Source organism: Roseibium album, assembly GCF_001404515.1.
In the GTDB taxonomy this organism is placed as follows: domain Bacteria; phylum Pseudomonadota; class Alphaproteobacteria; order Rhizobiales; family Stappiaceae; genus Roseibium; species Roseibium album.
In genome coordinates this window covers 190,384-216,173 of the sequence record NZ_CXWE01000003.1, presented here as the reverse complement: position 1 = coordinate 216,173, position 25,790 = coordinate 190,384, and the positions used below count along the sequence as shown (strand labels likewise).

Annotated in this window: 24 protein-coding genes; 11 read left to right on the top strand and 13 right to left on the bottom strand. The window is 55.1% G+C overall.

What is annotated here, in order from left to right:
• Positions 1–3: 3 nt before the first annotated feature.
• The 4 genes from LA5095_RS10445 to LA5095_RS10430 form a co-directional block, all read right to left on the bottom strand.
• Entirely contained in the window at positions 4–603 is a 600-nt protein-coding gene (locus LA5095_RS10445) for an HD domain-containing protein (RefSeq protein ID WP_055114692.1), read from the bottom strand.
• 94 nt (positions 604–697) lie between these two features.
• Entirely contained in the window at positions 698–2,179 is a 1,482-nt protein-coding gene (gene iaaH / locus LA5095_RS10440; protein ID WP_055114690.1) for an indoleacetamide hydrolase, read from the bottom strand.
• An 85-nt stretch (positions 2,180–2,264) separates the two neighbouring features.
• Positions 2,265–3,032 (bottom strand): helix-turn-helix transcriptional regulator, encoded by a 768-nt coding sequence (locus LA5095_RS10435; RefSeq protein ID WP_055114688.1) that lies wholly within the window; start codon positions 3,030–3,032, stop codon positions 2,265–2,267.
• An 84-nt stretch (positions 3,033–3,116) separates the two neighbouring features.
• Entirely contained in the window at positions 3,117–4,169 is a 1,053-nt protein-coding gene (locus LA5095_RS10430; RefSeq protein WP_055114686.1) for a MaoC family dehydratase, read from the bottom strand.
• A 1,361-nt stretch (positions 4,170–5,530) separates the two neighbouring features.
• On the opposite strand from LA5095_RS10430, the gene LA5095_RS10425 reads away from it, so the two are divergent.
• Complete coding sequence (locus LA5095_RS10425; RefSeq protein ID WP_055114684.1) at positions 5,531–6,787, top strand: amidase; 1,257 nt, start codon at positions 5,531–5,533, stop codon at positions 6,785–6,787.
• On the opposite strand, the gene LA5095_RS10420 is transcribed toward LA5095_RS10425, so the two are convergent.
• The 6 genes from LA5095_RS10420 to LA5095_RS10395 form a co-directional block, all read right to left on the bottom strand.
• Positions 6,776–8,266: an MmgE/PrpD family protein gene (locus LA5095_RS10420; RefSeq protein WP_082442480.1), complete on the bottom strand. Its 1,491-nt coding sequence runs from the start codon at positions 8,264–8,266 to the stop codon at positions 6,776–6,778. The genes LA5095_RS10425 and LA5095_RS10420 overlap by 12 nt on opposite strands.
• A complete protein-coding gene (locus LA5095_RS10415; RefSeq protein ID WP_055114679.1) occupies positions 8,215–9,174 on the bottom strand; it encodes an agmatinase in 960 nt (319 codons plus the stop codon). The genes LA5095_RS10420 and LA5095_RS10415 overlap by 52 nt, the downstream gene beginning before the upstream one ends.
• Before the next feature lie 100 nt (positions 9,175–9,274).
• Positions 9,275–10,114, bottom strand: a complete 840-nt coding sequence (locus LA5095_RS10410) for an amino acid ABC transporter ATP-binding protein (protein WP_055114677.1) — start codon at positions 10,112–10,114, stop codon at positions 9,275–9,277.
• A 4-nt stretch (positions 10,115–10,118) separates the two neighbouring features.
• The gene (locus LA5095_RS10405; RefSeq protein ID WP_055114675.1) at positions 10,119–10,829 is read right to left on the bottom strand and encodes an amino acid ABC transporter permease; all 711 of its coding nucleotides are present in this window, start codon (positions 10,827–10,829) and stop codon (positions 10,119–10,121) included.
• A gap of 6 nt (positions 10,830–10,835) precedes the next feature.
• Positions 10,836–11,498: an amino acid ABC transporter permease gene (locus LA5095_RS10400; protein WP_055114674.1), complete on the bottom strand. Its 663-nt coding sequence runs from the start codon at positions 11,496–11,498 to the stop codon at positions 10,836–10,838.
• A gap of 116 nt (positions 11,499–11,614) precedes the next feature.
• Positions 11,615–12,463, bottom strand: coding sequence for a transporter substrate-binding domain-containing protein (locus LA5095_RS10395; protein ID WP_082442479.1), 849 nt, complete (start codon positions 12,461–12,463; stop codon positions 11,615–11,617).
• A 232-nt stretch (positions 12,464–12,695) separates the two neighbouring features.
• Here LA5095_RS10395 and LA5095_RS10390 point away from each other — a divergent pair, with 232 nt between their 5' ends.
• The 4 genes from LA5095_RS10390 (at position 12,696) to LA5095_RS10375 (ending at position 17,738) form a co-directional block, all read left to right on the top strand.
• The gene (locus tag LA5095_RS10390; protein ID WP_144435949.1) at positions 12,696–13,601 is read left to right on the top strand and encodes a LysR substrate-binding domain-containing protein; all 906 of its coding nucleotides are present in this window, start codon (positions 12,696–12,698) and stop codon (positions 13,599–13,601) included.
• A 391-nt stretch (positions 13,602–13,992) separates the two neighbouring features.
• Positions 13,993–14,790, top strand: a complete 798-nt coding sequence (locus LA5095_RS10385; RefSeq protein WP_055114670.1) for an ABC transporter ATP-binding protein — start codon at positions 13,993–13,995, stop codon at positions 14,788–14,790.
• On the top strand, positions 14,787–16,334 hold the full coding sequence (locus LA5095_RS10380; protein WP_055114668.1) for a hypothetical protein: 1,548 nt from the start codon (positions 14,787–14,789) through the stop codon (positions 16,332–16,334). The genes LA5095_RS10385 and LA5095_RS10380 overlap by 4 nt, the downstream gene beginning before the upstream one ends.
• 183 nt (positions 16,335–16,517) lie before the next feature.
• Positions 16,518–17,738 carry a 6-phosphofructokinase gene (locus tag LA5095_RS10375; RefSeq protein WP_082442478.1) on the top strand — a complete coding sequence of 407 codons (1,221 nt, stop codon included), beginning with the start codon at positions 16,518–16,520 and terminating at the stop codon, positions 17,736–17,738.
• Between the two features lie 176 nt (positions 17,739–17,914).
• On the opposite strand, the gene LA5095_RS10365 is transcribed toward LA5095_RS10375, so the two are convergent.
• Entirely contained in the window at positions 17,915–18,457 is a 543-nt protein-coding gene (locus tag LA5095_RS10365; protein WP_055114665.1) for a hypothetical protein, read from the bottom strand.
• Positions 18,458–18,667: 210 nt separating this feature from the next.
• Between LA5095_RS10365 and LA5095_RS10360 the strand changes: the two genes are divergently transcribed.
• Positions 18,668–19,054 (top strand): MarR family winged helix-turn-helix transcriptional regulator, encoded by a 387-nt coding sequence (locus LA5095_RS10360; RefSeq protein WP_158510363.1) that lies wholly within the window; start codon positions 18,668–18,670, stop codon positions 19,052–19,054.
• A gap of 346 nt (positions 19,055–19,400) precedes the next feature.
• Here LA5095_RS10360 and LA5095_RS10355 read toward each other — a convergent pair whose 3' ends face one another.
• A complete protein-coding gene (locus LA5095_RS10355) occupies positions 19,401–20,324 on the bottom strand; it encodes a LysR family transcriptional regulator (protein ID WP_029062569.1) in 924 nt (307 codons plus the stop codon).
• A 101-nt stretch (positions 20,325–20,425) separates the two neighbouring features.
• Between LA5095_RS10355 and LA5095_RS10350 the strand changes: the two genes are divergently transcribed.
• From LA5095_RS10350 to LA5095_RS10330, 5 genes are read left to right on the top strand one after another with little or no spacing between them, the layout of a single operon-like run.
• Positions 20,426–21,616 carry a CaiB/BaiF CoA transferase family protein gene (locus LA5095_RS10350; RefSeq protein WP_055115558.1) on the top strand — a complete coding sequence of 397 codons (1,191 nt, stop codon included), beginning with the start codon at positions 20,426–20,428 and terminating at the stop codon, positions 21,614–21,616.
• Positions 21,613–22,569, top strand: a complete 957-nt coding sequence (locus tag LA5095_RS10345; protein ID WP_055114661.1) for a hydroxymethylglutaryl-CoA lyase — start codon at positions 21,613–21,615, stop codon at positions 22,567–22,569. The genes LA5095_RS10350 and LA5095_RS10345 overlap by 4 nt, the downstream gene beginning before the upstream one ends.
• 16 nt (positions 22,570–22,585) lie before the next feature.
• Positions 22,586–23,584, top strand: a complete 999-nt coding sequence (gene dctP / locus LA5095_RS10340; protein ID WP_055115556.1) for a TRAP transporter substrate-binding protein DctP — start codon at positions 22,586–22,588, stop codon at positions 23,582–23,584.
• A 1-nt stretch (position 23,585) separates the two neighbouring features.
• Positions 23,586–24,116 (top strand): TRAP transporter small permease, encoded by a 531-nt coding sequence (locus LA5095_RS10335; protein ID WP_055114659.1) that lies wholly within the window; start codon positions 23,586–23,588, stop codon positions 24,114–24,116.
• Positions 24,113–25,399 carry a TRAP transporter large permease gene (locus LA5095_RS10330; protein WP_055114657.1) on the top strand — a complete coding sequence of 429 codons (1,287 nt, stop codon included), beginning with the start codon at positions 24,113–24,115 and terminating at the stop codon, positions 25,397–25,399. The genes LA5095_RS10335 and LA5095_RS10330 overlap by 4 nt, the downstream gene beginning before the upstream one ends.
• Here LA5095_RS10330 and LA5095_RS10325 read toward each other — a convergent pair.
• Positions 25,396–25,680 (bottom strand): hypothetical protein, encoded by a 285-nt coding sequence (locus LA5095_RS10325; RefSeq protein ID WP_055114655.1) that lies wholly within the window; start codon positions 25,678–25,680, stop codon positions 25,396–25,398. The two genes, LA5095_RS10330 and LA5095_RS10325, sit on opposite strands and share 4 nt — an antisense overlap.
• Positions 25,681–25,790 lie beyond the last annotated feature (110 nt).

Below are 25,790 nucleotides of genomic sequence, written 5' to 3'. Positions count from 1 at the left end.
TATTCAGATTGTCGGCAACCCATTTGAGACGCCTACCTGCAGGACGGTGGGATCATAAGCCTTGCGTGCGAAAACTTCCCTGACCAATGGCTCGAAACTTTCCAACGTATCGGTGGGGAATTCCGGGTCGAAGGAACTCTGATCCCAGCGTTCGCAGAAATCGGAACATGCCTTGAAATGCACGTGATCCTTGAAACGGTCCCGTGCATTTTCGTCCCAGCCGTAGTGCCGGGCGTAATAAAGCATCTGGAAAATGCCGTGGTGTTCAACAACCCAGGCGACTTCGTCGCGCACGAAGGGGCGGATCACTTCTGCTGAAAAGCGGTCATGGTTCTGCGGTGCAAGGCCGTCACCGATATCATGAAGAAGTGCGCCGATGATCCAGTCGATATCCGCGCCTTCCCGGCGTGCGCGCGTCGCGGCCTGAAGTCCATGGTCCATCCGCGTGATCTTGTATCCGGTCAGCGTGTCTTCACCCTGGCGGCGGAGCTCAGAAAGAATCCTTTCCGCCGTCATCGCAAGATACGGCTTTTCGGCCTGTTCAAGAAGCTGGTAGTCTTCTTTCGAACCGTCCTTCATCTGGGTGAACGAAACTGTTTTCACGGCGCACGCTCCTCTCGATTTCCGGGAGTGTGTGCCATGATTTTGGCAAAAGTCCAGACAGGAAATTCCAGATTTCCCGTCTGGTCGCTTTTGGTCAACGCGGCGCCGGTGCAGACATCTCGGGAAGAGCGGCTTCGATGGCAAGTCCGAGCGACAGCAGGTGACGGTCTGAATGGGCCGGGCCGTCGAGCTCGAGGCCGACCGGCAGTCCTTCAGAGGTGACGCCGATCGGCAAAGACAATCCCGGTATGCCGGCAATCGAACCGGGATCCGTGTTGCGAATGAATGTCTGGAACGTCGGAACATCCTCGCCGTTGAGGGAGACCGTCTGGTCGGATCCCGTAATCGACTGCGCTTCCAGCGGGGTTGTCGGGAATACAAGTGCATCGAGCTTGTTGGTCACAAAGACATCCGCATAGCCCGACTGGACGAGGGGGCGCAGGTCGTTCATGGCCATCCGGTAAACCTCCTCGGGTATCGCCTGGTTGCCGAGGACCAGGTTTTCGAACACGAATTTGACGTCCGGACTGGCCACCGCACCGGCAATATCATCCAGCGTGAGCCCGGTTTCGTATTGCTCCAGAAAGGCCGCGAGGTCTCTTTTGACTTCCCAAAGGGCGATCGGGAAGCCGGCTTTGCCTGCAAGGTCGAGTTCCGTACTGATATCGACTTCGATCAGCGTGGCTCCGGACTTCTCCAGTTTGTCCAGGGCAGCCCTGAACACTCTTTCCGTTTCCGGCGACAGGTTTTCAGTCAGGCCCGAGGGGACGCCAAGCCGCACCGAGTTAAGCTCGACTGCAGGCAGTGCGCCCGGTGAACCCGTGATTACGGCGTCCAGGAGTGCAAGATCGCCGACGGTTCTTGCAATCGGTCCGGGTGTGTCGCGCGTAGACGAGATCGGGATGATACCGCCTGCCGGATATCGACCCGTCGTCGGGCGCAATCCGGCAACACCATTGAGAGCTGCTGGAATGCGCACGGAGCCTCCAGTATCTGTTCCAAGTCCGGCAGAAGCCAGTCGCGCACCAATGGCGGCACCTGTTCCTCCGCTCGAACCACCGGCAAAACGTTCCGGGTTGTAGGCATTGGCGACCGCTCCGAAGGCCGCATTGTTGGATGTGATGCCGAAGGCAAGTTCGTGCAGATTGGTCTTGCCGAGAAGGATTGCACCAGCGTCCCGGAGTTTTGCAAGGACGGGTGCATCTGTCGCCGGTATCCAGGCTTCCAGTGCCGGCGTTCCGCCGGTGGTCGGTAAACCAGCGGAGGCAATATTGTCCTTCACGACAAGGGGAACGCCGTGCAGCGGTCCAAGGTCGGCGCCGGCCTTTACTGCCTCATCGGCAGCCGTCGCCGCTGCCAGGGCTCCTTCGCTGTCGAGCGTGATGTAGACATTGCCGGCGTCGTCGCCCGTTCTTGCAATGAACGCCTTCACGAGATCCGTGGCGGTGAGACTTTGAGCGGCAATTGCTTCGGCAACCTCCCGAGCGGACATTGTGGTGATGTCCTCGGTGGCCGAAGCCGGGCTGGTGACAAGCGCAACCACAGCTGCCAGGCCGGCGGTGATATGCCTTTTCATGATCGTTCCCCTTCTTCCGGTAGGGGCAACAGCAAACGCTCAAATATGTCGGTCCGCATCCTCAAAAATGAGGAGAAGATGCAACTTATTGCACAGGTGCGTTGAGGCTCACGATCAGGTTTGCGCGACTGGATGCGCCGGATTTCTGGAAAATCGACTTGAGATGCGACCGCACGGTCGTCACCGAAACGCCGAGAACCGTCGCTATCTCCCGATCCCGCCTTCCCTCGGCGAGCAGGCAGATCACATCCCGTTCCCTAGCCGTCAATCCGTGCTGTGACGCCCAGTTGGCCACTCGGATACGCGGGTCCGTGTCGCGCAATTTTTCCGCGTCGGATCGCAGGTTGCCGAGTGCCTTGCCGAATGCGGCTCCGATTGCATCGAGCAGTTCAAGATCCCGTTCCTGAAAGGTCTCGCGATTGCCACCTCGCCAGATGCGCAGGTCGCCGAGATGGCCGGAAGCCGAATAAGCGTGATAGTTCATGCCATGGTACAGCCCGTCCCGGGCCAGAAAATCGTTGTAGAATTCGGTGCGGTCGAATTGTTCCCTGGAGATAACCTGTTCTACGTGGGCGGCTCGCTGGCACATGCGGAATCTCGGTGTAATCGGATCGCAGTACTGGTAGTGACTTTCATACGCAGCAAGGTTGCTTTCGTCCATGTTCAGATAGACGCCGCCGGTGTCACCGTCGGATTTTGTCCAGACATAGGAGGCGAAATAGTCTGCCTCCAGCAGATCGAGCAGGCGCTCGCCGATCTGCGTTCTGAGTTTCCGCGCGTCCCGGATCGCGACCATGTCCTCCATGATGGCGAACAGCAGGTTGGTTTCCCTTCCAGAGAGCGTCGTCAGCATACCGGCCTCCTCTAGGTCATTCCCTCATGCAAGGTAACCGGGATATGGCTTGTCGTCACCTGGAAGGGGGAACGCCGTGTCCGCCTATTTCGGCATCAGAACCCAATAGTCGAAATCGAGGATGACATCTTCCAGGTATTTGCCGTCTCCATCTTTCAGCGGGAAGTCCTGGCAAGAACGGTTCCTGGTGGCAGTGAGCCGGAGGCGCAGCGCACCAACGTCCATCCGGCCCTCGATCTCGGATTTGTCGAGGACTTCCGACCAGGCGTAGACGGTGTCGCCGGAAAACAGCGGCGCGACATGACGCCCGCCGTTGATGCCCGAGATGTGAAAGGCATTGCCGAGCCCGTTGAATGACAGGGCCCTGGCCAGCGAAATCACGTGGCCGCCGTAAATCAGGCGCTTGCCGAAACGGCCCTTGGATTCGGTATGCTGATTGAAATGTACCTTGGCCGTGTTCTGATAAAGACGGGTCGCCATCTGGTGTTCCGCCTCCTCGACGGTCATGCCGTCGACGTGATCAATCTTCTCGCCGATTGCATAATCGCCAAACCGGAACGCAGACCCCGACAGGTCGTTGTCCCACTTCGCGCTGTCCAGCAGGGGAACCGCGGTGCCGAGCGCGTCCGGATCGATCGCGGCGGGAAGGTCCGGAACGACCGGGTCGGGCGCCGGCGAACCGGGATCACGCTTGTTGACCATGACCCAGCGGACATAATCCAGCACTTCGGTTCCATTGGCGGTGTAGCCGGTCGAGCGGACATAGACGACACCAGTCCTGCCGTTGGAATTTTCCTTCTTGCCGATCACTTCCGACACGGTCGACAACGTGTCGCCCGGGTAGACGGGTGCCAGAAAACGGCCACCTGCGTAACCGAGATTGGCAACGGCGTTCAGCGAGATATCCGGTACCGTCTTGCCGAAGACGATGTGAAAGGTCAGCAGATCGTCGACCGGAGCGTGGGCATAGCCAAGCGCACGTGCGAATGCATCTGAAGACTGCACGGCAAAGCGGGATCCGTAGAGCGCGGTGTAGAGCGCCTGGTCGCCGCCTGTGACCGTGCGCGGCGTTGCGTGGCGGATTACCTGGCCGATCTCGAAGTCTTCAAAAAAATTACCGCGATTGGTCTTGCTCAACGGTTCCTCCCGGGGTGCGGTTCGTTGCCGTCGATTAGAGCCTATTGCAGCGCACACAGGCAAGTACGACGTTTAGGGAAGGGGCAGGGAATGTGTGTGTCGTTGTTGTCGGGATTGTTTCGAGGCGATGGCTGTGTACGAGCTGCCGATTGTGCTTGGTGGATTTGCGCCCGCATTTCCGACATACGTTCCTTTGGGGCCTGGCGAGGCAAGCAGACTTTTCATCTGTTCGAGGCAAATAACCTGAGTGCGGACGGGCTGTCACATGTGCGGTCCCAACGAACGACATCTCTGGGGCTGGGAGGGGACTATCCGGTTTTGTACGCAAAGTCATTGTAGCGGACATTCGCACAGAGCAGGCGCACTGTTGCTTTCTGCCCATTGCGGACACTCGATCACGCTGTAGCGAACGTCTTAATAAGACCTATCCTGGGAATTGGGTTTTCTAACTGCGAGCGCTCCTGGTACAATTTTGCGGCAGGCTAATCTCTAAGTTAGTTCCCGGTAGAGAAGTAGGTCACTCAGGCTCGTTGCTGAGTAAATTTGACTGCGAACAACAGGTCGCAGGACGACGACAGATTTTGCCTCAGTCGCTTCATTGGCAAAAATCCGCCGCAAAGAATCAAGAAGCAAATTCGACAAATAGCCAGCGTCGTTGTGGCCTTTCCAGATGAATAATCGTGTCTCGACCTGGCTGCGGCACGTCTTGGGCACATCGCGGCCGCTAACTGGTCCGCACGAAAACACATGTGCATGACACCGCTCTACCAAGAGTAAAATCAAACCCGCTGAGCCACCGTCTGAAGACAAAAGTGCGAGATTTTATACACACTAAACCCAACCGATTTAATTCAACTTACAATTTTTTTGGCCGTGACTGGTGCAACTTGAGCAAACAGAGGGATTTGATATCTAAAAATTCATTGGTCCGATCGAATGTTTAGGTTCCGAGCAGCCATATACCCTATTGAATGTAACCATCCATTCTGCGAACCTTGACGACTAACTCTTCAAGTGAAACCAGTTAAAGCTCCGGCCGAGTGACTCGTCGGAATAATTACCTGTGTTCATAGCTTGAACAGAAGAGGCCGCCGCTCAAGGTTGGACATGGCAACGAAACGTGACGGGAAGGTAGTGTTGCAAATTTGCCCCATGTTGAGCCCAGAGATTTGCTGCGGGTTCTTCCAAATCAGGTGTGTGCCACTTCGGTTGCGCACGATCGGTATCATGTAATTTCTGATCGCGATCGTGACATTGAAATCTGGGAGCGGTTTGGTGGCTGGTAGAAGCAGAAATCATCATTCGATGCGGCCACCGATACAGGCAAGTATCATTTGCGTCGTCAGCATGTCAGATCCGAAATGATGAAGGAGCGCGTCACCTACATCTCAAAGTACGAACCCGTTGTGCAGGCGTTCGTCGGTGAAACATTCGACGGTGCCCGTGTTTTGGATGCCCGTGCCCGACCAAATCAGGATCTCGCCCTTTCTGGTTTGCTACTTGGTGTGAAGGACATCATTAATGTCGATCAATTTCCCACCCGGTGCGGTTCGGAACTGCCCGCCCACCTGTTTGAAGGGCCACAGGCAAGTTGTGTGACACGTCTTCTCGGTGCCGGTGCCATCATGGCGGGAAAAACCGTTACCGCCGAGTTTGCAGTGTCGGATCCCGGTCCCACGCGAAACCCACGCAATCTAGGGCACACACCTGGCGGGTCCTCCAGCGGATCCGCAGCCGCGGTTGCCGCTGGCTTCTGTGACATTGCGCTTGGGACGCAGACTTCTGGCTCAGTGATCCGACCAGCGGGCTATTGCGGGACATTTGGTTACAAACCGAGTTTTGGGCGGGTCGCGCTGGACGGCGTGTTACCGTACTCGAAATCCATGGACCATATCGGGTTGTTTGCAAAAGACATGCAAACGCTTGCTGCATCCCTGCCGGTTTTAGTGACCGATTGGCAAAACACCAATGACGGTGCTCGGAACAAACCGGTTATCGGCGTGCCAATGGGGTCTTATCTCGATCTTGCGAAGCCGCATATTCGAGCGCAGTTCGAGGCAAGCGCGCGCAATCTCGAAGGCGCGGGTTGCGAGTTAAAACTGATCACATTGTGCGAAGACATCTCTATCGACAATGACAATCATGATTTGATCGCCAATGCAGAACTTTACCAAGTGCATAAGGGCTGGTTCGACGACTATCGGGACATCTACAAACCGAAGTTCCGCGCAATGTTGGAATTCGGTCAAAACGTGTCCGAGAAAACGCTGTCTGACAGCCTGAAGCAGGCGAGAAGAGTGCAGCTCCGGATGCAGCAACTGATGGCGGAGCACGCTCTTGATGCATGGATAGCGCCGGTTGCGCCCGATCTGGCTCCGGAAGGCTTCGCTACGACGGGTGATTTTCGCATGAATGCGATCTGGAGCTATACCGGCCTGCCTGTCATCACTTTCCCAACCGGAACAGACGACCGAAACTTGCCTTACTCGGTTCAGATAATAGGGCGCTTCGGGCAGGACGAAGCACTGTTGAACATCTCGCGCTCTATTCATCAACTTATCGGCGTCGGTGAACTGCCATTGGCCTGGAGCACCGGCGTCTCGGGACTAGGAAAATAATTCCCGGGTATTCGTCAACAATTCCAAGTTCAGAATTTTGTCATAGAGTACAGAAGCTGAGCCGTTTACATTGCCGTATTCAGCGCAAGCATTGAATTTCTTCTGCAGCACTTCGTCGGACATCGGCCTCAAAGCCGAGCCTAAAGGCGAGCCAACGAAACTGCATTTGCGATCTCCGGCCTGGGTCGTCAACTCGACATAGCCCCATTCTGGACAGATCAAGCGTGAGGACCTGTATGGCTCCGGGATATCGCCAACCTTGACGTCAATTTTCGGCAAGAGTCGCTTGATTGGTGCACTCGACAACATCTCGGTTGTCAGATGCTCAAGTTTGATATCGCCGTGCTCAATGATTGCTGCAATCGCGAAGTGCAAACTGAATTGCGCTTCAGTGGCGGTTTGCGGGTTTGGATAAGTCAGATTGGAGGTCACAACCGGCGGCACTGTACAGGTAACAGCGACCACATCACTGGCGCTGAATCCCTCCGCATCCATAATCTCTTTGACTGCATCGGCTGAAGCGTGGCTGGCGTAGCAAACCGGATACTTCTTCAAATCGACGCCTGGGTCGGAAATACTAAATTCCACTCCCAGCGTCTCGATTTCCCCGGGGTCGAACGTCCCCCCGTTAAGTACCTGCGCAATACCCGACTGATCTTCGAATGCGTTGGCTGGCCCGGTTGCGCCCTGTATCGCCGCAATGGCAGCGGTAACACCGCTTTCGGACGCTCGGCCACAATAGTAGTGCTTTGCAGCAGTACCGCGTACGGCTCGTATGGCACCAGCACCAGCGGTGGCGAGAGCAAGCGCATGAGTCGTTTTCTCGCGTTCCAGGCCCGCGACTTTGGCGACGCCTGCTGCACTGCCGATGGCCCCGAGGGCAGAGGTGGTCCACCAGCCCTTATCGTAGATTGAATTGGACAGCGCTTTTGCGACCGCAAATTCGACCTCTAATCCTGCAATGAACCCAAGTAGAAGATCGGCCCCGCTTGCACCGTGCTTTTGCGCCATGGCCAGGACAGCCGGGAAAACAACGGCTGACGCATGCACAATACCGGCATAGCAATTATCGTCAAAATCGAGAGCGTGAGCAGCCGATCCATTTGCAAACGCAGCTCCAGGCGCATTCAGCCTGTGCGGCGTCCCCACAATGTCGCAATTGCCCTCCCCGTAAGTCGCGACCGCTGTCTGCAAAAGCAATTTTGCAGATTCTGTATTCGCTCCTGCTAAAGTCACGCCACAAACATCGATCAGGCAACGTTTTGCCAGGTTCAGGACATCGTGCGGGATGTCCTCAAGCCGCAGAGACACCACGGCATCTGCAAGACTATGTATCGCGTGCCTATTTGCTTTCAAAACGGTTCTCTCACTATATTTCCAATGCCTCACACCAGTGAGTGTGAGGCCGGTCCAACGAATGTTGCCTGCTATTTCTTGTCGAAATATCCGGCCCTGACAGCCGTACCGATCAGATTGCAAATAAACCTTCCGGCGGTAATGGCGGTGATCCCATTCACATCGCGACTGGGAGTAATCTCGACGATATCCATACCGACGACATTGCCTTTTTTGACCAAGCCCTGAATCAGGGTCCGCATTTGGGAATAGTTGACACCACCAGGGGCGGGGCCCGCAACCGCAGGCATGATTGTGGGATCGACGCCGTCAGCATCAATTGTCAGATAGTAATCGCCGCCATCTGGAATGCGATCCAAAATGGCATTCATTCCAAGTTCCTGCAACTCCATGTCAGAGATCAGATTTGACCCGTACGCCAGCGCGGCTTCAACTTCTTCCGGCCGTCCGCTGCCCGCGGAACGCAATCCGATTTGGTAAATATCTTCAATGTGCTCCATTTCGGATGCCCTACGGATGACACTCGACAATCCGAAGCTCACACCATGGAAAACGTCCCGCCAGTCGACATGGGCGTCGACCTGAACCAATGTGATCGGCCCGCGTCCTTCGAATGCCCGAAAAACTGGAATGGGAATAGCGTGATCGCCACCGAGGATAATGGGCAATGCACCGGACGCGAGGATTTTGCGCACCGCCTGTTCCGATCGGTCATGGTTGCCAGCTACGTCCTTGGCTTCGGCAACGACGTCTCCACAATCGACAACTTTAATGTCGCGCCCGTCAAGCAGGGTACCGCCAATATCGAAATCATAACGATCAAGCCCACGAAGGGCGCGCTCGCAATACCGCCGGATATGCGTTGGAGCATTCGACTGATCATTACTTGCTTCGCCCATCGAATAAGGATCGCCAAAGGGGATCCCCAGTATCGCAATGTCGGCGTCCAGGTTGTCCAGATCAGTAACAATTGGAAAATCGTGGAAGCTCTGGAATTCCCGTTTGGGAGGAGCTGTGAGGTCGGATGTCATGAACTATTTCTCCTTGTGCGCATTGAAGCGGCGGGCAATGGCGACCAATTGTGCGCCCAGCGTTTGACCGCAGAATTTTCTGAAGCGGCTGAAATAGAACTCATGAACCGGAGTCCATTGTCGGATGGCCAGCACTATCCGAATTGGGTTTGAAGGCGGTGATGTTAAGTTTTTCCAAGAAGAGCTTAAGGCGCTCGGTCTTCGGGGTTTGAAGGATTACGTCAGGTGCACCCTCTTCGACAATTCTCCCTTCCTCCATGAACACAACGCGGTCGGCCACGCTGGAGGCAAAGCCCAGTTCATGGGTCACGATGATCATCGTCATCCCTTTTTGGGCAAGACGCTTCAGGACATTCAATACGCCGGACACCAACTCGGGATCCAAAGCTGAGGTTGGTTCGTCCATCAGCACCAGGACCGGATCCATCGCCAGAACTCGCGCGATGGCAAGCCGCTGCTTTTGCCCTCCGGAAAGATTGTCAGGCCATTCTGACTTCTTGTCGTCCAGTCCTACTTCTGCCAGCGCAGCGAGCGCTTGTTTTTCGGCCTCGCCACGGCGGCGCTTGGCGACAACCATCTGTGGGCAAACTACGTTTTCGAGGACACTGAGATGAGGCCAGACGTTGAAGTTCTGAAACACCATTCCAACACGCGCGCGTAGCGCGTTGAGTTCCTTTGTTTGCGTCGAAACCGACCGCGCGTCAGGCACGCCACCGACCAGTTCGCCTGCCAAGCGCACCTCGCCCCCATCGGCTGGTGTCAGCCAGTTGGCGGTCCGCAGGAATGTGCTTTTGCCACACCCGCTGGGGCCGATGATGCAGATAACTTCCCCTTGGGAAACGCTCAACGAAACGTCATGCAAGACGGTCATGTCACCGAATGACTTTCGTATTTCGGTCATTTCAAGAAAGTTGTGTTTTGTTTCAGAGCCCGCTGCCATGTCTTCATCCCTCCGTCGCGGCGGGAGCTGCGCGCACGACCTTGGCTCGGGAACTGCTACTCGTTCGTCTCGAAACTTTCCGTTCAACCCGGCGCATGATGATCGCCAAGGTTTCGTTCAGCGCCCAGTACAAAAGCGCGACCATGATAAACGCCTCAAACGGGCGAAATGTCTCGCCCTGGACGGTGATCGCCGCCATCGTCAGTTCGCCGACGGTAATCGTGGACAAGATTGCAGATTCTTTGACCAGCGAGAGTGTCTGATTGGTCATCGCAGGCAGTATGATTGGCAGCGTTTGAGGCAAGATGATGTAGCGCATCGCCTGCCAGTCCGACATTCCCGTGGCTCGTGCACTTTCCAGTTGCCCTTTGGCAACGGCGTCTATCCCGCCGCGAATGACTTCGGCGAAATAAGCACTCCCAAAGGCGGCCAATGCCACCACACCGACATACTCCGCCGGCAGGTGCAGCCCATAAAATGGCAGCACATAGAATAACATGAAGACCTGGATGATAAACGGCGTATTGCGAAAAACCTCAATGAAACTCGTGGCAAAGAATCGTATGATTGCCAGTCTCGAGCGTCGGCCAAGAGCCAGAACCAACCCGAATGGCATACCCAGAATGATCGCGCCGACCACGATCTTTATGGTCATCCAGAAGCCGAGGAGGAGCTGCGGGCCATAATTTGTAATGATTGACAGATCGATGCTCATGGTCGTCTATGCCCGCTTGACTTCAAATTTGGATTCAAGCAACGACGCGCTGCGACTGACGGCAAAACACATCAGAAAGTACATGACGAAGGCCCCGGTAAGGACTTCCACCGGGTGGTAGTTATTGCTGTATATTTGTTGTGAAACGCGCATGAGTTCCACAACGGTGATGGTGGAGAGCAGTGCGGTCGCCTTTAGTACCTGAGTGAACTCATTCACTAAAGGTGGAATTGAAGCCATAAACGTTTGCGGCAGAACCACCTTTACCCAAAGAGCAAATCCCGAGAGACCAAGCGAACGGGCGGCTTCGAACTGGCCTTGCGGCACAGATGCCAATCCGCCGCGAAGGATCTCAATCACGAACGCTGCGCTGTTAAGTGTCAGCGCGAGAATACCCGCCGACATCGGGCCAATGTTAATGCCAACAATCGGAAGCACATAGAAAACAAGGAATATCTGTACTAGAAGCGGTGTACCACGGATGAAACTGATGTAGATGGCTACCGAATAAGCAAGAATTCGGGACTTTGAAGCGGTGCGTGCGACTGTAACAATTGTCGCCAGCACGACACTAAAAGCAAATCCGAGTAGTGCCAAAGTTAGTGTAACAAGAGATCCTTCAAAAAGACGTGGCAATGCATCGAAAGTGTAGCTGATGTCGAATTTCACTGTGCTCAGTCCTGGTAAAGGCCGCCCTGACAGCTTCCGCCCAACTGTCAGGGCTTTTGTCTAGATCTTCACAGCCCTGGAGTTGCTGGCCGGGGCTGTGAACCTTAACTCAGAGCTCAAAGAGCGCCTTCAGGCAGATAGCCGTCACCGGGAATTTTCATCTTGAAACCAAACCATTTGTCCTGAAGTTCATCGATCTTTCCGCTATCTCGCATCTTGAGGATTTGATCGCTCAGGTAATCGCGCAAATCAGTGTCTTCTGGACGTGTGACCCAGGCCAGATAGCTTGTATCGGTGATTGGCCCCACGAGCTCGAACAAGTCCGGTTGTTTTTGTATGATGACGGCAAGGTTCGGAAGGTTCTGTACGGCCACGTCCAATGTACCATTTGCCAAGGCAAGTGTAACTTCCGGGTAGCTGGTGAAGAGCTTTAATTCACCGAAGCCGCCCAACCCCTTGGCCTTCAGGTCTTCCTCAAAAGCTCGAGACGCAGCTTCATTTCCTGACGCAAGTTGCGTACCCACAACCTTACCAGCCATGTCTTCCACGCTCATAACGGATGTATCGCCCTTGCGCTTCATAATCCATGTCGTGCCTTCGGCAATGGGCACCGTGAAGGCATATTTCTTAGCTCTGTCCGGTTTGATCGTTACGCTGGTCGCTACAAAATCGAATTTCCCGGCTAGAACACCTGGCAGAATACCCTGCCATGGCAGGTCCAACTGGTTTAGCTCAACTCCGAGATCTGCGACAATCGTATCCAGAATGTCCTTGCCATAGCCTACAATCTTGCCGTCCTCTACGAATTCGAACGGCGGGAAAGCTGCCTCGGTTCCGACCGTTACCTTTCCAGTTTGCTTTATCTTTTCAAGTGTGGTTTCCGCTGACGCAGCAATAGTATTCGCTACCAACACGGTGATCACAAGTAATCCATACTTGCGAATATTCTCGATAATCGTGCTCATATTTCGCTCCTTATAGTTTCGCAATGTCTCCTAAGCTCGAAGGCATGAGTTGCTTGTGAACACTCCGGCAAGCGGCATTTCGACCGGGAAGCGGTGTTGCCATAATGGTGCGACAGAACCTGATTTCCTTTCAACGAATTTCACATGAAAATGTGATACAAAGATTCTTCAATGCATCTAATTTTTAGATGTTTAGAAGTTTCAGGGGTCTGGGAAGGAACACGATCCAATAGTGAAAATCGTCAGAAATCTCAATTCAATCCAAGTTTTTGTTGTGGTTTTGCGGCTTAATAGTATTACGCTCGCTGCGCAATTCTTGAACATCAGCCAGAGTTCGGTGAGTTATCACATCAAAAAATTGGAGGACGAATTGCAGGTTCTCCTGTTTGATCGGAAGCCTGAGGGATTGGCGCCGACCTCTCAAGGAAAGGTTCTGGCGTCGCATGTAGAAAATGGTTTACGGTCAATTCAGACAGGATTGGAACAGATTACAGGCCGAGCCGAAGCGGTACGAGTCGCCATATTGCCGATGTTCGCCAGTCGATGGCTTTCGCCACGTTTAGGCGATTTCTGGGAAGCTCACCCGGACGTGCAATTATCGTTCCGAAACCATAACAATACTTTCGCGGAAGAAGAACGTCCGAACGAGTTTGCCGACTTGGGGATCATATGGGGGCTTGGAGATTGGAAGGAATTTCAGGTCTTTCGCCTTTGGTCTGAAAGTATGGTTGTTGTCTGCAGTCCGGAGTACTGGCATGAACACCCTTTTACCTTACCTGCAGAATTGAAAAACCGCGCGTTATTGCATGTTGACGATGAATCGAGATGGCAAGAATGGTTCAACAACAATCAACTGGAGTTCTTGCCTTCCAAAGCACAACTGATACCGCAAGAGCCGCATTTTCAGCTTAGCTCGACGATAAACGGGCTCGGTGTCGCCTTGTTCCCTGAGAGCATGATTCAAAACGAACTTTCAACCGGCGTATTGATGAACCCTTTTGGACATACATTCGATACTTCGTTTGCTTATTATCTGGGAATTCCAAATGGAGTTTACCTATCCAGATCCGCAATCGTGTTTAAGAATTGGCTTTTGTCGCAATGCCAAGACTTAAACGTTGGAGGAGCCGGCTTTTAGTAGCATGCTTTTCCTGCGGACCGAGTCCTCGGTTTGTTGAAACCAACTTCAACGCAGCGACGGGTGCGCTGTGTCAGAAATCGACCAGTGAACCTAAGGTAAGAAATCCCGCAGAGCGGACATTCCTTACCCGTGCCGCGAACGTCTGCTTCCCGCCCAACCTGTGAATTCACTGCGTCCAAGATGAGTGTCGGCTTTTAGGGTGTTACCTCAGGACGTTGAAATGCAGACTTGGGGGCGTATAGCAGCCAATAATGCTGTACGTATCTTTCGCCACTTTGGGCTCTTCTGTTCGTTCAGGGTGCCTCGATGCGCGACTAATGACCGGATTTTACCCTAGCGAAAGGTCCCCGCGGTAAACTCGCCGAAACCTCCTTTCGACGAGATACTGATGCCGTCCTCCAGCCCTGCCGCACTCGATATTCTCAATCTCAAAAAATGCTTTGGCAAACCCGCAGTAAACGATCTCTCGCTGACAGTGCGTGATGGTGAATTCTATGCCCTGCTGGGTCCGAACGGCGCGGGCAAAACGACGACGCTGAGGATGGTGGCGGGACTGCTCGAGGCTGATGCGGGCTCCGTCAAGGTCTGTGGCATCGACGCTTTTTCCGACCCGATTGCCGCAAAGCATGTCCTGGCCTGGGTCCCGGATGAACCCATGGTTTACGACAAGCTGACACCGCTCGAATATCTTGAGTTTGTGGCAGGCCTCTGGAGCATGGAACCGGACCTTGCGCGTTTCAGGGCCGATACTCTGCTCGACTCCTTCGGACTTGCGTCTCATTCCAATGAACGTTGTGGCGGGTTCTCCAAGGGGATGCGTCAGAAAGTGGCGCTTGCCGGTGCCCTGATCCACGAACCGCGTTTGATAATCCTCGACGAGCCGCTCACCGGACTTGATGCAGGATCTGCGCGGCAGGTGAAGAAGGTGCTGTCCGGCCTTGTTGCGCAGGGTGTGTCGATCGTCATGACGACGCATATCCTTGAAGTCGCGGAGCGGATGGCTGACCGGATCGGGATCATTGCGCGCGGACAGCTCGTTGCCGAAGGCACGCTGGAAGAGTTGCGCGAACGAGCGAGCGCCGACGGCAATTCCCTGGAGGACATTTTCCTCAAAATCGTGGGCGGCGGCTCCGAAGGCGGCGCACAAACGGGCAAAGCAGATTACCCTGACGAGAAGGTGGCATGAGCGCACTCGCAGCACATTCCGCCCTGATGCGTTTTTCAAGGCATGAATTGCGACTCGCCTGGCGCGACTGGGCCTGGATGTTTTCGGGCTGGCGCAACACCAGCCTGCGGCGCGCACTGATCGGCATGGGCATGTTCTATGCGATCATGCATTTGATCGCGTACGCCGTGCTTTCGCCCTATTTTGCCACGGGGATCATGCTCGATCAGACCACGCAAGCAATGCTTTCGGTCACTGTCCTGCTCAGCTTCACCATGATGCTGTCGCAGGCGATGGAATCGGTAACGCGCGCGTTCTACGCCCGCGATGATCTCGACCTGATACTGTCTTCACCCGCGCCCTCCCGTGACCTGTTTCTTGTGCGTATCGTCATGATGGCTCTGACAAGCTGGGTGATGTCGGCACTCGTCATGTCTCCTTTCCTCAACGTTGCCGTGGTGCTTGGCGGGCAGCATTGGCTTGCGGGATATGTGGTTCTTCTTTCAGTATCGCTGAGCGCAACAGGAGCAGGTGTGTTGATCACGCTCGCGCTGTTTCGAACGGTGGGCGCGCAGCGTACGCGCCTCACTGCGCAAATACTGGCTGCCATTGTCGGTGCGGCCTTCCTGATCGGGATGCAGGTGGTTGCAATCCTGTCCTTCGGGTCGATCTCCCGGTTCACTCTCTTCGACCCGGCCTTTCTGGCGAACCATGCGCCGTCTGCAGGCTCCCCATGGTGGTTTCCCGCCCACGCTGTGGCCGGACAGACCAATGCCGTTATTCTGATCTTTGCAGCCTCCGTCCTGTTTTTTGCGATGGGAGCCTGGCTTGGCGCGGTTCAGTTTCGCCGCATTGTCGTGTTGGCACTCGGTGTCACGGAAAAGACCACGCGCGGACGCGCATCCGAACGGGCCTTTCGCAGTTACTCGCCGTTCGGCGCGCTTGTTCACAAGGAACTCAGTCTGATCTTCCGCGACCCGTGGCTGGTTTCCCAGACACTGATGCAGGTTCTCTATCTTATCCCGCCGGCTGTCATGCTCTGGGTCAGTTTTGGCGAGAACACCGAGATTTCCGTGATTATCGCTCCCGTTATCGTTATGGCAGTCGGCCAGCTTGCCGGCGGCCTTGCCTGGCTGACCATCTCCGGTGAAGATGCCCCCGATCTGATCGCAACGGCCCCCATCTCCCTGTTTACACGCCTCTGGGCGAAAGTGTTGTCGGTCCTGACGCTTATCGCCACAATACTACTGCCGATTGCTCTGTGCCTGGCGCTCATATCGTTATGGGGGGCAGTGGTCACCTTTGCCGGCGCGATGATCGCAGCAGCAAGTGCAATCCTGGTTCAACTCTGGTTTCGATCTCAAGCCGAACGCACAACCTTCCGGCGCCGGCAGGTCGCTTCGAAGGCCTCGACGCTCGCGGAGGCCGGTGCGTCCATTTCCTGTGCGGCGGGCACGGCACTGATCGCGGCGGGGAGCCCGCTGGCGCTTCTGCCTGTCGTCCTGCTTTTGATTGTGCTTGGGATCTCCCGGAGTATCCGTCCGAGGCATGACGCAAAAATTTAAGGGTTTACGCGCCGGATTGGGCTAGACAGCAAACGCAAGTGCGTCCATGCGTCCACAAGTGATCAAGCCCAAGGCCGCAGCGAGGATGAGTTTGGTCCGATAATGCCGGCCGTCCAATTAGACGCTTGTTCTTTGACCATCATTGGTGCCAGTTTCTATAGATAGATTCGGGAGGACATCTCTGTGTTTCACGGCAAGGTACTGGTCGCCCAGGGAGGCGGTCCAACGGCGGTTATCAACCAGTCCATGGTTGGGGCGGTCCTGGAATCACGCAAGTTCCGCTCCGTCGAGTTGATCTACGGCGCCGTGCACGGCGTGCGCGGGATACTGGACGAGGATTTTTACGATCTGACCCAGGAGACCACCCACAATCTGGAAATGGTCGCAAACACGCCGTCTTCGGCGCTTGGCTCGACGCGCGACAAACCGGACCTGAAGTATTGCCAGGAAATCTTCAAGGTCCTGCGGGCGCACAAGATCGGTTATTTCTTTTACACCGGCGGCAACGATTCCTCGGACACGGTTCGCATCGTGAATGATGAAGCGCGCAAGGCAGACTACAATCTGCGCTGCATCCATATTCCGAAAACCATCGACAATGACCTGGTCGAGAACGACCACACGCCAGGCTTTCCCTCAGCCGCGCGGTATGTGGCTCAAGCATTCATGGGCATCAATCTCGACAATGCGGCGCTGACCGGCATCTATATTGGCGTTGTCATGGGGCGCCATGCCGGTTTTCTCACCGCCGCATCGGCATTGGGAAAGAAATTCTCCGATGATGGTCCACATCTCATCTACATGCCCGAGCGTACCTTCGAGATCGATCGGTTCATCGGTGACGTCAAGCAGGTGTATGAACGCTACGGGCGCTGCGTCGTTGCCGTCAGTGAAGGCATCCATGACGGCTCGGGTGAGCCGATCATCGCCAAGCTGGCCAAGGAGGTCGAGCGCGATGCACATGGCAATGTGCAATTGTCCGGAAGCGGTGCACTGGCCGATCTGTTGACGCAGAAGGTCAAGGAGGAGCTGCAAATCACGCGGGTCCGGGGAGACACGCTCGGCTATATCCAGCGAAGCTTTGTCGGATGCGTTTCCGATGTTGACCAGAATGAAGCCCGAGAGGTCGGTGAAAAGGCCGTCCAGTACGGGATGTTCGGCGATCGCGACGGATCGGTGACGATAAAACGCACCGGCCACTACTCGGTGGATTACGAACTGGTGCCGCTGGAAATGGTCGCCGGAAAGACCCGCACAATGCCCGACGAATTCATAACGGCTTCCGGTCACGATGTTACAGACGAGTTCCGGATGTATCTTCGCCCCCTTTTGGGCAAGGGCATGCCGGACGCCCATCGCCTTCGTCCGAACAAGGTGCCGAAGATCCTGGCAGCCTCGTCATAGGAGACGGCACTCGCGCGGGCGGTTCCGGACTTTTTCTGCTCGGTGAATGAACGCCAGGTCAGCGGACATTGCGGTCAGTTGAAAGGTGTCTGCAATGGTTGAAACTGCTGTTGGGGTCAGACGTTCAAAACCTTCCTGTGCTGAGGTGTCGAGCTCGCCGCCGACCCCAACTTGAGTCATTGGCTGACAACTTTCCATTGCTTCAGCGAGGCATCGATCTCATCGCAGGTTCCCAAAGTGAGTGGCCGTTTCACCCAGGGACCCGCTGGGACGGTTTCCGCAGCGACCGCCACACAAATCGCCTTGTCCTCATTCAGTCTCAGGGTCTGATCTGCTTCATTGTAAATGAACTTCTGGCGCGAATGATCGCTGCATTCCAGCAGGGCAAACTCCGACTTTCCAGTCGCGACTAAGGCCTGCATGCAGAAGCCTTCGAAAGGGTAGGACACGACCTGCATGGTGGTTGTGTTGTACTCAAAGCGGGTGTCATGCCCCTCATAGCTGCGCGGCTCGCCCTCACTGGGTGGTTTGCAAGAATGGGTCTGCAACAGATCGGACCGCCCGGGGCCATATGTATCGATGCAAAACCCGTATCCGTTTGGTTCGTCCTGGTTGTCGCTGAGGACGATGTACGGCGCTTCAGACGGAACCTTTGGTGCGTCGGCGCCGGCAATGCCAGTTGCTCCGAGCAGCGCAGCAGAAATTATGGCAAGTCGCATAGTGCGTCCTTTTCATAGCTTGTCGAGATTACATCTGATTAGCGGCTTTTTGATTTACTATCAACTGAAACAATTTGAATTAGAACTATTTTTCCTGGTCGTATTCTGGCTCTTTTGATAGGCCGCAAGTTCACTTAAAGTGAGTTCATGAAACGTCAGCACGCACAAATTCACCCCTTCCTCCATTCAGCGGCAATAATGGAGAAGCAATTGGAAAACCTGCTCGGATCATCCAAGATACGGCATCGACAAGCTCTTGTTCTGGATGCGCTATTGCAAATCGGACCGTCCTCTCAGCAGCACCTTGCCAAACAGTTCAGCGTCTCACCTGGAACCATGAGTTCGATGATTTCTCGGCTTGAAACACTTGGATACGTGCAACGTGAGACCAACCCTACAGATCGACGCGCCGATGTCGTCAACATCACAGCTGAAGGGCTGACGGCTCTTGCGGGTGTCGCAGACATTTGGCGAGAGGGTGACAAGATTATCGAGAACATCCTCGGACCAGAAGAAAGCAAACGTTTCTTTGCACTCTCGGACAAACTCAGCAGAGCGCTTGGCGGCGGCCCACCAAAGACAGAAAAGTCCAACTAACAACATAGAACTGTAGTGGTCGCGCATGAGCGCAGTTTTGATTGCCGAGCGGACGTTCATGTTTTGCGCAGTATTTACAACGTCATGCATTCTCGAATGCAGAATACGTTCGCATGCATGGCGTGATTGTCGCCGCGATGCGGGCTACACCTCCCAAACCATTATTGAATGCCGCTGTTTGACACTGGTTCCGTATTGAGCCTTCGCTGCGATCGAGATCGGCAAACAGGGAGCGGACCAAGGCGTCATCTGATCAAATTGTTCGAACTGGTGCCTGTGGTGCAAAGCGATCAGCGGAACACTTCGCAGTGAACGGCTGCTTCGAACCGATATCGATGTGATGCGGTTAACCTGACAGCGTCGCTTTCCATTGCCGCGCTTCCACCGCTTCAACCGTGAGTTCGATACAGAGTTGACGCACAGCCTCTAAGGCAAACGTTGCCGGGCGATCGCTCAATTCTCCGATATAGAGCGCGCGACTGAGCTTCGGCCTGACAATCGGGCGAGTCACCAATGTGCCTGCGTCAATGTGTTCTTTCAGGATAAACTCGGTGCCTATGAGGCAGCCGATGCCAGAAAGAAGGGATCCGCCGATAGCGGCGATCGAGTTTATCTGGAACTGAGCGTTTTCTTCGATCCGTCTAAGCAGGGACGGATCGTCCATCACGGCCCGGGTGTTCAGGCCTTGACGAAGAATAATCAGCGGTAATTCCAGCAGTGCCTCAAAGCTGATTGCATCAGTCCCGCCCATTACATCCGGGCGGCCCACCAGAACCAACTCTTCTTCCAATATTGGCTGGAACCTGAAGCGTGAGTCAGGAGACTGATTGTAGGTAAGGGTCAAATCGACTTCCGAAGACGCAAGCTGCTGGGCGGTGGACCCGGAAAAGATCTCGGAAAGATGCAGGCGGAGTTTCGGATAGGCTTGCGAGACACGCTGCACCAGGGGCACACCGATTGCCTTAACGGCCGAATGCGCAAAGCCCACCGAGATCTCACCCGCAACCTCGTTCGCATTATCTCTGATATCGGCACTGGCGGCCTGCATGGAGCGCAGGATCGCTCGCGCGTGCTCATACAATCGAGCACCAGATGCCGTCGGCCGAACGCCCCTTGGCAATCTCTCAAATAACGGCGTTCCAAGTTCAGCTTCCAGATTGGAAAGATGCCTGCTCAAAGCAGACACTGCGACCCTTTCCCGATCCGCGGCGCGAGCCAGCGCACCTTCCTCAAAGATCGCTGCAAAATATCGGAGCTGTCGACTGTCCATGCGTTCTCAATAACAGAAAGGAGCTTTACTAACATTGAAATTTTGCAAAGCACGCCGATCGAGTACCGTTGGCTGGCGCGAGTCCAACCGGAGCACAAACGGTGTCAAACGATTTCAGACCCTTGCAGGGCATCAGGGTCGTTGAAATGACCCACATGATAATGGGGCCAAGTTGCGGCCAAGTCCTCGCCTATCTCGGGGCCGAGGTGATCAAGGTTGAGCCTCCTGCAGGGGATAAGACAAGGCACCTGACAGGAATGGGGCGTGGGTTCTTTCCAAGTTTCAATCGCGGCAAGCGCTCGATCACTTTGGATCTCAAGGCCGAGGCAGGAACGATTGCGCTCGATCGGCTGTTGGCTACCGCCGATGTTTTCGTTGAGAACTTCCGCGACCAGTCACTTGACAAGATGGGATTTGCGCCCTCCGAGTTGCGAAACAAGCACCCCAAACTGATCATAACGTCCTGCAAAGGCTTCCTGCGCGGTCCCTATCAGGATCGAACGGCAATGGACGAAGTCGTTCAGATGATGACCGGAATGGCCTACATGACTGGCCCAACGGGTCGTCCATTGCGCATTGGTTCGTCTGCAAATGACATCATGGGTGGGGTTTTCGGGGCTCTTGCGGTTCTCGGGGCCCTGATGGAGCGACAACAGTCCGGCCAGGGGCGCGCCTTACGCGTCGGCCTTTTTGAGAATTGCCTAATGCTTGTCATGCAACACATGGTTCAGTTCGATCTGGACGGACGCGAACCAGCCCCTATGCCCGAGCGGGAGTTTTCTTGGCCGGTCTACGATATCTTCGACACGCATGACCAGCGCCAGATCTTTGTGGGTGCTGTCACGGAGGGCCATTGGCAGATATTGTGCAACGCCATCGGATTAGAGCATTTGCTGGAGGATAGCCGGCTCCAGACGAAAATGAGCCAAATCGAAGCGCGGCACTGGACGATCCCCATTTTTGCAGAAGCGATCAATAAACGCGATTTCACTGAATTGGTCGAAATTCTTGAAGCTTCAGGCATACCCTTTTCTCCAATCAACCGTCCGGCTGACATGTATCGGGATCCACATGTCTTGCGTCCCGGCGGTTTACAGCACTCGATGCTGTCTGGTGGGCAGGTATTCCGGGCTCCGGGATTGCCCATAGAAGTTGATGGCGACAGTCCCCGTCCGGCATCACTCGATGTCACAGATGTCGGTCATGATACCGAAAACGTTCTTTCAGAGCTTGGACTGTCACCTTCTGAAGTACAGGCCGCAAGCGGCGCTGTTAACAGGAGAACGGCGTGACCCGTCTGTCCGAAGTGTACCCTCCCGACAGGGTCGTGTTGCGGGAAGTCGGTTTGCGCGACGGTCTCCAGATGGTCCAACGGCACCCGTCAACAGCAGCGAAGGCCGATTGGCTGCGACGGGAAAGTTCCGCCGGTGTTCGACATTTTGAGATCGGATCTTTCCTTCCGGCAATGGCTATGCCGCAGTTCGCGGATGTTCGGGAGATCATCGACATCTGCCAACGTCTTGACGTGCATTCGGCGGCACTTGTCTTGAACGATCGAGGTGCAGCTGATGCAGTTCAAACCCCGGTCGGTGAAATCGTCACGGTCGTCTCGGCAACCGAAGAGCATAGCCAGGCAAACGCCCGCCGTTCTCGGAAGGACGCAATCGCTCTGGTCGGTAGAACCGTTGAAATGGCCAGGAACTCGGAAACCTTACCTTTGGTTCAGGCCGGTATTTCTATGGCTTTCGGCTGCTCGATTGCCGGTGAAGTCGACCCAGACGAAGTTGTGCGTATCGCAGCAGCGTGTGCGGACGCCGGCGCAGACATCATTGGTCTTGCGGATACCGTGGGATTTGCAGGCCCAGATCAGGTGCAAGACCTTGTTGAGTGTGTAAAAAATGAACTGGGCGATGTCGCGCTGAGCATTCATCTGCATGACACAAGGGGGATGGGGGTCGCCAATGCCTCTGCTGCCCTCGACGCTGGAATCCGGGTGATCGATGGCTCGCTGGCGGGTCTCGGAGGCTGCCCCTTTGCCCCTGGCGCGACCGGGAACGTGGTCTTTGAAGACCTAATATACCTTTGTGAACGAAAGGGCTTTGCGACCGGCATCGATCTGGAAAAGCTGATGTCTGCCCGCGAGATCGCCGCATCCGAAATGCCTGATGAACATCTTCGCGGTGCGCTGGCGCGTGCAGGAGCTCCGCGCCAGATCAGCTGGCACGCCCAACAATCAACTGGATGACAAAATGGAGGAGAATATGAACATCCTGAAAACTGCAGCCGCCGCATTGCTGGCCGCAACGACCATGAGCAGTGTGGCTCACGCCGAAGCAACCGAGATGCGCTGCAGCCACCAGCTACCGCCTGCGCACCATATCGCGAAGGTCATCGATCGGTGGGCCGAAGAGATTGAAACCCTGTCAAACGGAGAAATCGACGTTCAGGTATTTGGCGCAAACAGCCTCGTTGGCGCGCGGGAAAACATCCCGTCCGTGGCCAAAGGCAACATCGAATGCGCATTTTCGATCAACCCGCAGTGGGGCAAGACCCTACCCATCATGAACGTGACGCTGAAACCTTATGCCGTAACTGATCTGGAGACACTTGCTGCTTGGCCGGGCAGCGATGCGGCTGCGTTTCTGGACCAAAAGCTCCTTGAAAAAGGCGTGCAAAACGCGGTGTGGCTTTTCACTACGCGAATGACGGCGATGACTTCGAAGGGGTCACCGTTGATCAATCCCGAAGACTTCGAAGGCGTCAAGATCAGGGGACTGAACCCAGTGGCCGATGAGGGCCTTGTCGCCATGGGTGCTGCGCCTTCAGCGATGTCGGGATCGAAGGTTTATGAAGCGCTTTCAACCGGCGTGATCGATGCGGGCATGACCGATATTGCAGCCGCCTATTCGCGCAAGTATTTCGAAGTGCAAGACCACGTCACGGTCGTGCCGCTCTTTAGCGTGTTCTTCCACGGTTACCTCAACCCGGCCTGGTATGACGGTCTGACTGATGCGCAGAAGGCTGCGATTGCCGAGGCGGGGACCAAAGCTGCGGAATGGGCGGTTGCCGCGTCCGAAGAAGCGTCGGCCTCGGCGCCTCAGCAACTGGCCGATAACGGTATGAAGGTGCATTTCCAAACACCCGAGGAAGAAGCTGCCTGGAATGCGATAATGGTACCGGCTTTCGACAAGTCGTTTGGCGACGCAACCGGCGAAGACGGCGTCAAGCTGCTGGAGCTGGTCAACCAGATTTCGAACTAACGTGAAACTAGATCATGAAACTGACGCCTCTGAGGCCTTGCCGGTCTCAGGGGTGGAACGCGGGGTGCGCCTGATTACGTTGTCCGGGGCAGGCATTGCCGCATTGCTGGTGCTCATCGTCTTTGGAGTGGTGAGTTATAGCGTTTTCATGCGCTACGTCCTTGGAACACCGATCACTTTTTCCGACGAACTCAACGGCTTTATCGTTGTGGCTATGGTGGCCCTCGGAGCTGGCGAAGTACTCTTGCGCGGCGAACATTTCGGGGTCGACCTGCTGACTGAACGCGCTGGCCCCCGAATTCAGTGGCTGATCGAGGTTTGGGGGATGGTTGGTGTGATCCTGGTAGCCGCAGCTGTTCTTTATAGCGCGGTGCTCATGGTGCGGTTTTCATATGACTTCGGCATCTATTCAGATGGATATCTGGGCATCCAAATGTGGATTCCACAAGGTTTTCTGCTGATCGGCATGATCATTTTGATCCTTGCGGCGCTGGCTCGCATCTTCACACTTGTGACGGTGCGCCGGCCATGATGACGTTTCTGATCTTGGCCGGTTTGATTGTCCTCCTGCTAACAGGCATGCCAATCTTTGCCGGACTGGGGCTGACATCGCTGATCATAATGTTGCTGACGGAAGGCAACGTGAACAGCGCAGCCGATACGGTGTTTGCCAAACTGAACAACGGACTTCTAACGGCGATACCGATGTTTGCCTTCATGGCGCACGTGATGATCCGTGCTGGTGTGGTCAAGGACCTTTATGACGCAGCCAATGCCATGGTCGGCCATCTGCGTGGTGGTCTTGGAGTTGCAACGATCCTTTCCTGTACCATTTTCGCAGCCATTTCCGGTTCTTCTGTTGCAACGGCGCTGACAATCGGCTCGACGGCCATCCCGCAGATGAAGCGCTTCAGCTACCGCCCGAGTTATTCCTACGGCGTGATTGCGGCTGGCGGTACGCTGGGGATCTTAATCCCACCCTCTGGACCACTCATTCTTTATGCAATCGTAACCGAGGCATCGATCGGAGCTCTCTTTCTAGCCGGGTTGTTGCCGGGTATCATGATGGCGGCCATTTTTGCAGTCTGGGCGATGATCAGCGCCGGGTTTGGGAGCGCAGTTGTCTCCCAACCTTTTGCAGGCATGCGGGTCATCTGGGCGCGCATAAGACAGTCGATCTGGGCCTTGTTGATGCCGCCGGTCGTGTTAGGCGGGATTTACCTCGGAATCTTTACAGCGACTGAAGCTGCTTCAATCGGTTGCCTCTACGCTCTGTTAATCAGTGTTCTGGTTTACCGGAATTTCGGTCTCCGTGACCTTTGGGTTACAGCGTTTGAGACAGTGCGCACAACGGCTATGCTTTTCATGATCCTGGCGGCTGCTGCGCTGTTTGGTCATGCAGTAACCATCATTCGTCTCCCAATCGAGATCGTCGAACAAGTGACGGCAATCGGACTCAGCCCCGCCCTGTTTGTCGTTGCAGTTATGTTGCTCATTCTTGTGCTGGGCATGTTCCTCGAGACAATCTCGATAATCCTGATCACGACGCCAATTGTTTTTCCTGTAATGCTGGCACTTGGGATCGACCCGATATGGTATGGTATCCTGCTTATGATCAACCTCGAACTTGCGTTGATCACACCTCCCGTGGGGATGAACCTTTTCGTCATCAAAGGTATTGCCAAAGCCCCTTTGTCCGAAGTAATCCGCGGCGCCCTGCCCTATGCAGCGCTGATGCTTCTGGGCCTGATCCTCGTCTTTGCATTCCCAGCTTTGTCCACATGGCTTCCCGAGGTGGCGGGGTTCGGAGGCTAAGCCACGCGTTCACGACACTCCCCGTGGAACAACATTATTGCGCTGCTTAACTTAAGCGGCACCATAACTCCGCAAAGCTTGGTGTGATTATGGACAATGGCGGCAAAGCCGACCTTCATGCAAGGCGCAGCAATCGGTTGTTTGGGTTCGAAGCTGACTTTTGCAGCGCAGTGCACGTATGCCTGCACAAGACCGAAAAGCGGCTTTAACAGCCACACCAGATGATGCCCGCGAACAACCAGTACCTGCCTTAAGATTTTACAATCAACCCAAGCATCCATGTGTCGATTTCCGATGATCTGGCATGCTCATGATGTGTCGAAAAGGGACAAAAATGCTCCGCCGACAAAGCCCCCCAATTTCAATCGATTAATCTTCAAACAGCTTATGG

Bases quoted from the DNA above. Each gene is read 5' to 3' on its own strand.
- LA5095_RS10435 (WP_055114688.1), bottom strand. From the start codon at position 3,032: ATGCTGACGACGCTCTCTGGAAGGGAAACCAACCTGCTGTTCGCCATC.
- LA5095_RS10380 (WP_055114668.1), top strand. From the start codon at position 14,787: ATGAGCGCACTCGCAGCACATTCCGCCCTGATGCGTTTTTCAAGGCAT.
- iaaH (WP_055114690.1), bottom strand. From the start codon at position 2,179: ATGAAAAGGCATATCACCGCCGGCCTGGCAGCTGTGGTTGCGCTTGTC.
- LA5095_RS10385 (WP_055114670.1), top strand. From the start codon at position 13,993: ATGCCGTCCTCCAGCCCTGCCGCACTCGATATTCTCAATCTCAAAAAA.
- LA5095_RS10410 (WP_055114677.1), bottom strand. From the start codon at position 10,114: ATGGCAGCGGGCTCTGAAACAAAACACAACTTTCTTGAAATGACCGAA.
- LA5095_RS10330 (WP_055114657.1), top strand. From the start codon at position 24,113: ATGATGACGTTTCTGATCTTGGCCGGTTTGATTGTCCTCCTGCTAACA.
- LA5095_RS10405 (WP_055114675.1), bottom strand. From the start codon at position 10,829: ATGAGCATCGATCTGTCAATCATTACAAATTATGGCCCGCAGCTCCTC.
- LA5095_RS10325 (WP_055114655.1), bottom strand. From the start codon at position 25,680: ATGGATGCTTGGGTTGATTGTAAAATCTTAAGGCAGGTACTGGTTGTT.
- LA5095_RS10395 (WP_082442479.1), bottom strand. From the start codon at position 12,463: ATGAGCACGATTATCGAGAATATTCGCAAGTATGGATTACTTGTGATC.
- dctP (WP_055115556.1), top strand. From the start codon at position 22,586: ATGAACATCCTGAAAACTGCAGCCGCCGCATTGCTGGCCGCAACGACC.
- LA5095_RS10365 (WP_055114665.1), bottom strand. From the start codon at position 18,457: ATGCGACTTGCCATAATTTCTGCTGCGCTGCTCGGAGCAACTGGCATT.
- LA5095_RS10425 (WP_055114684.1), top strand. From the start codon at position 5,531: ATGATGAAGGAGCGCGTCACCTACATCTCAAAGTACGAACCCGTTGTG.
- LA5095_RS10355 (WP_029062569.1), bottom strand. From the start codon at position 20,324: ATGGACAGTCGACAGCTCCGATATTTTGCAGCGATCTTTGAGGAAGGT.
- LA5095_RS10415 (WP_055114679.1), bottom strand. From the start codon at position 9,174: ATGACATCCGACCTCACAGCTCCTCCCAAACGGGAATTCCAGAGCTTC.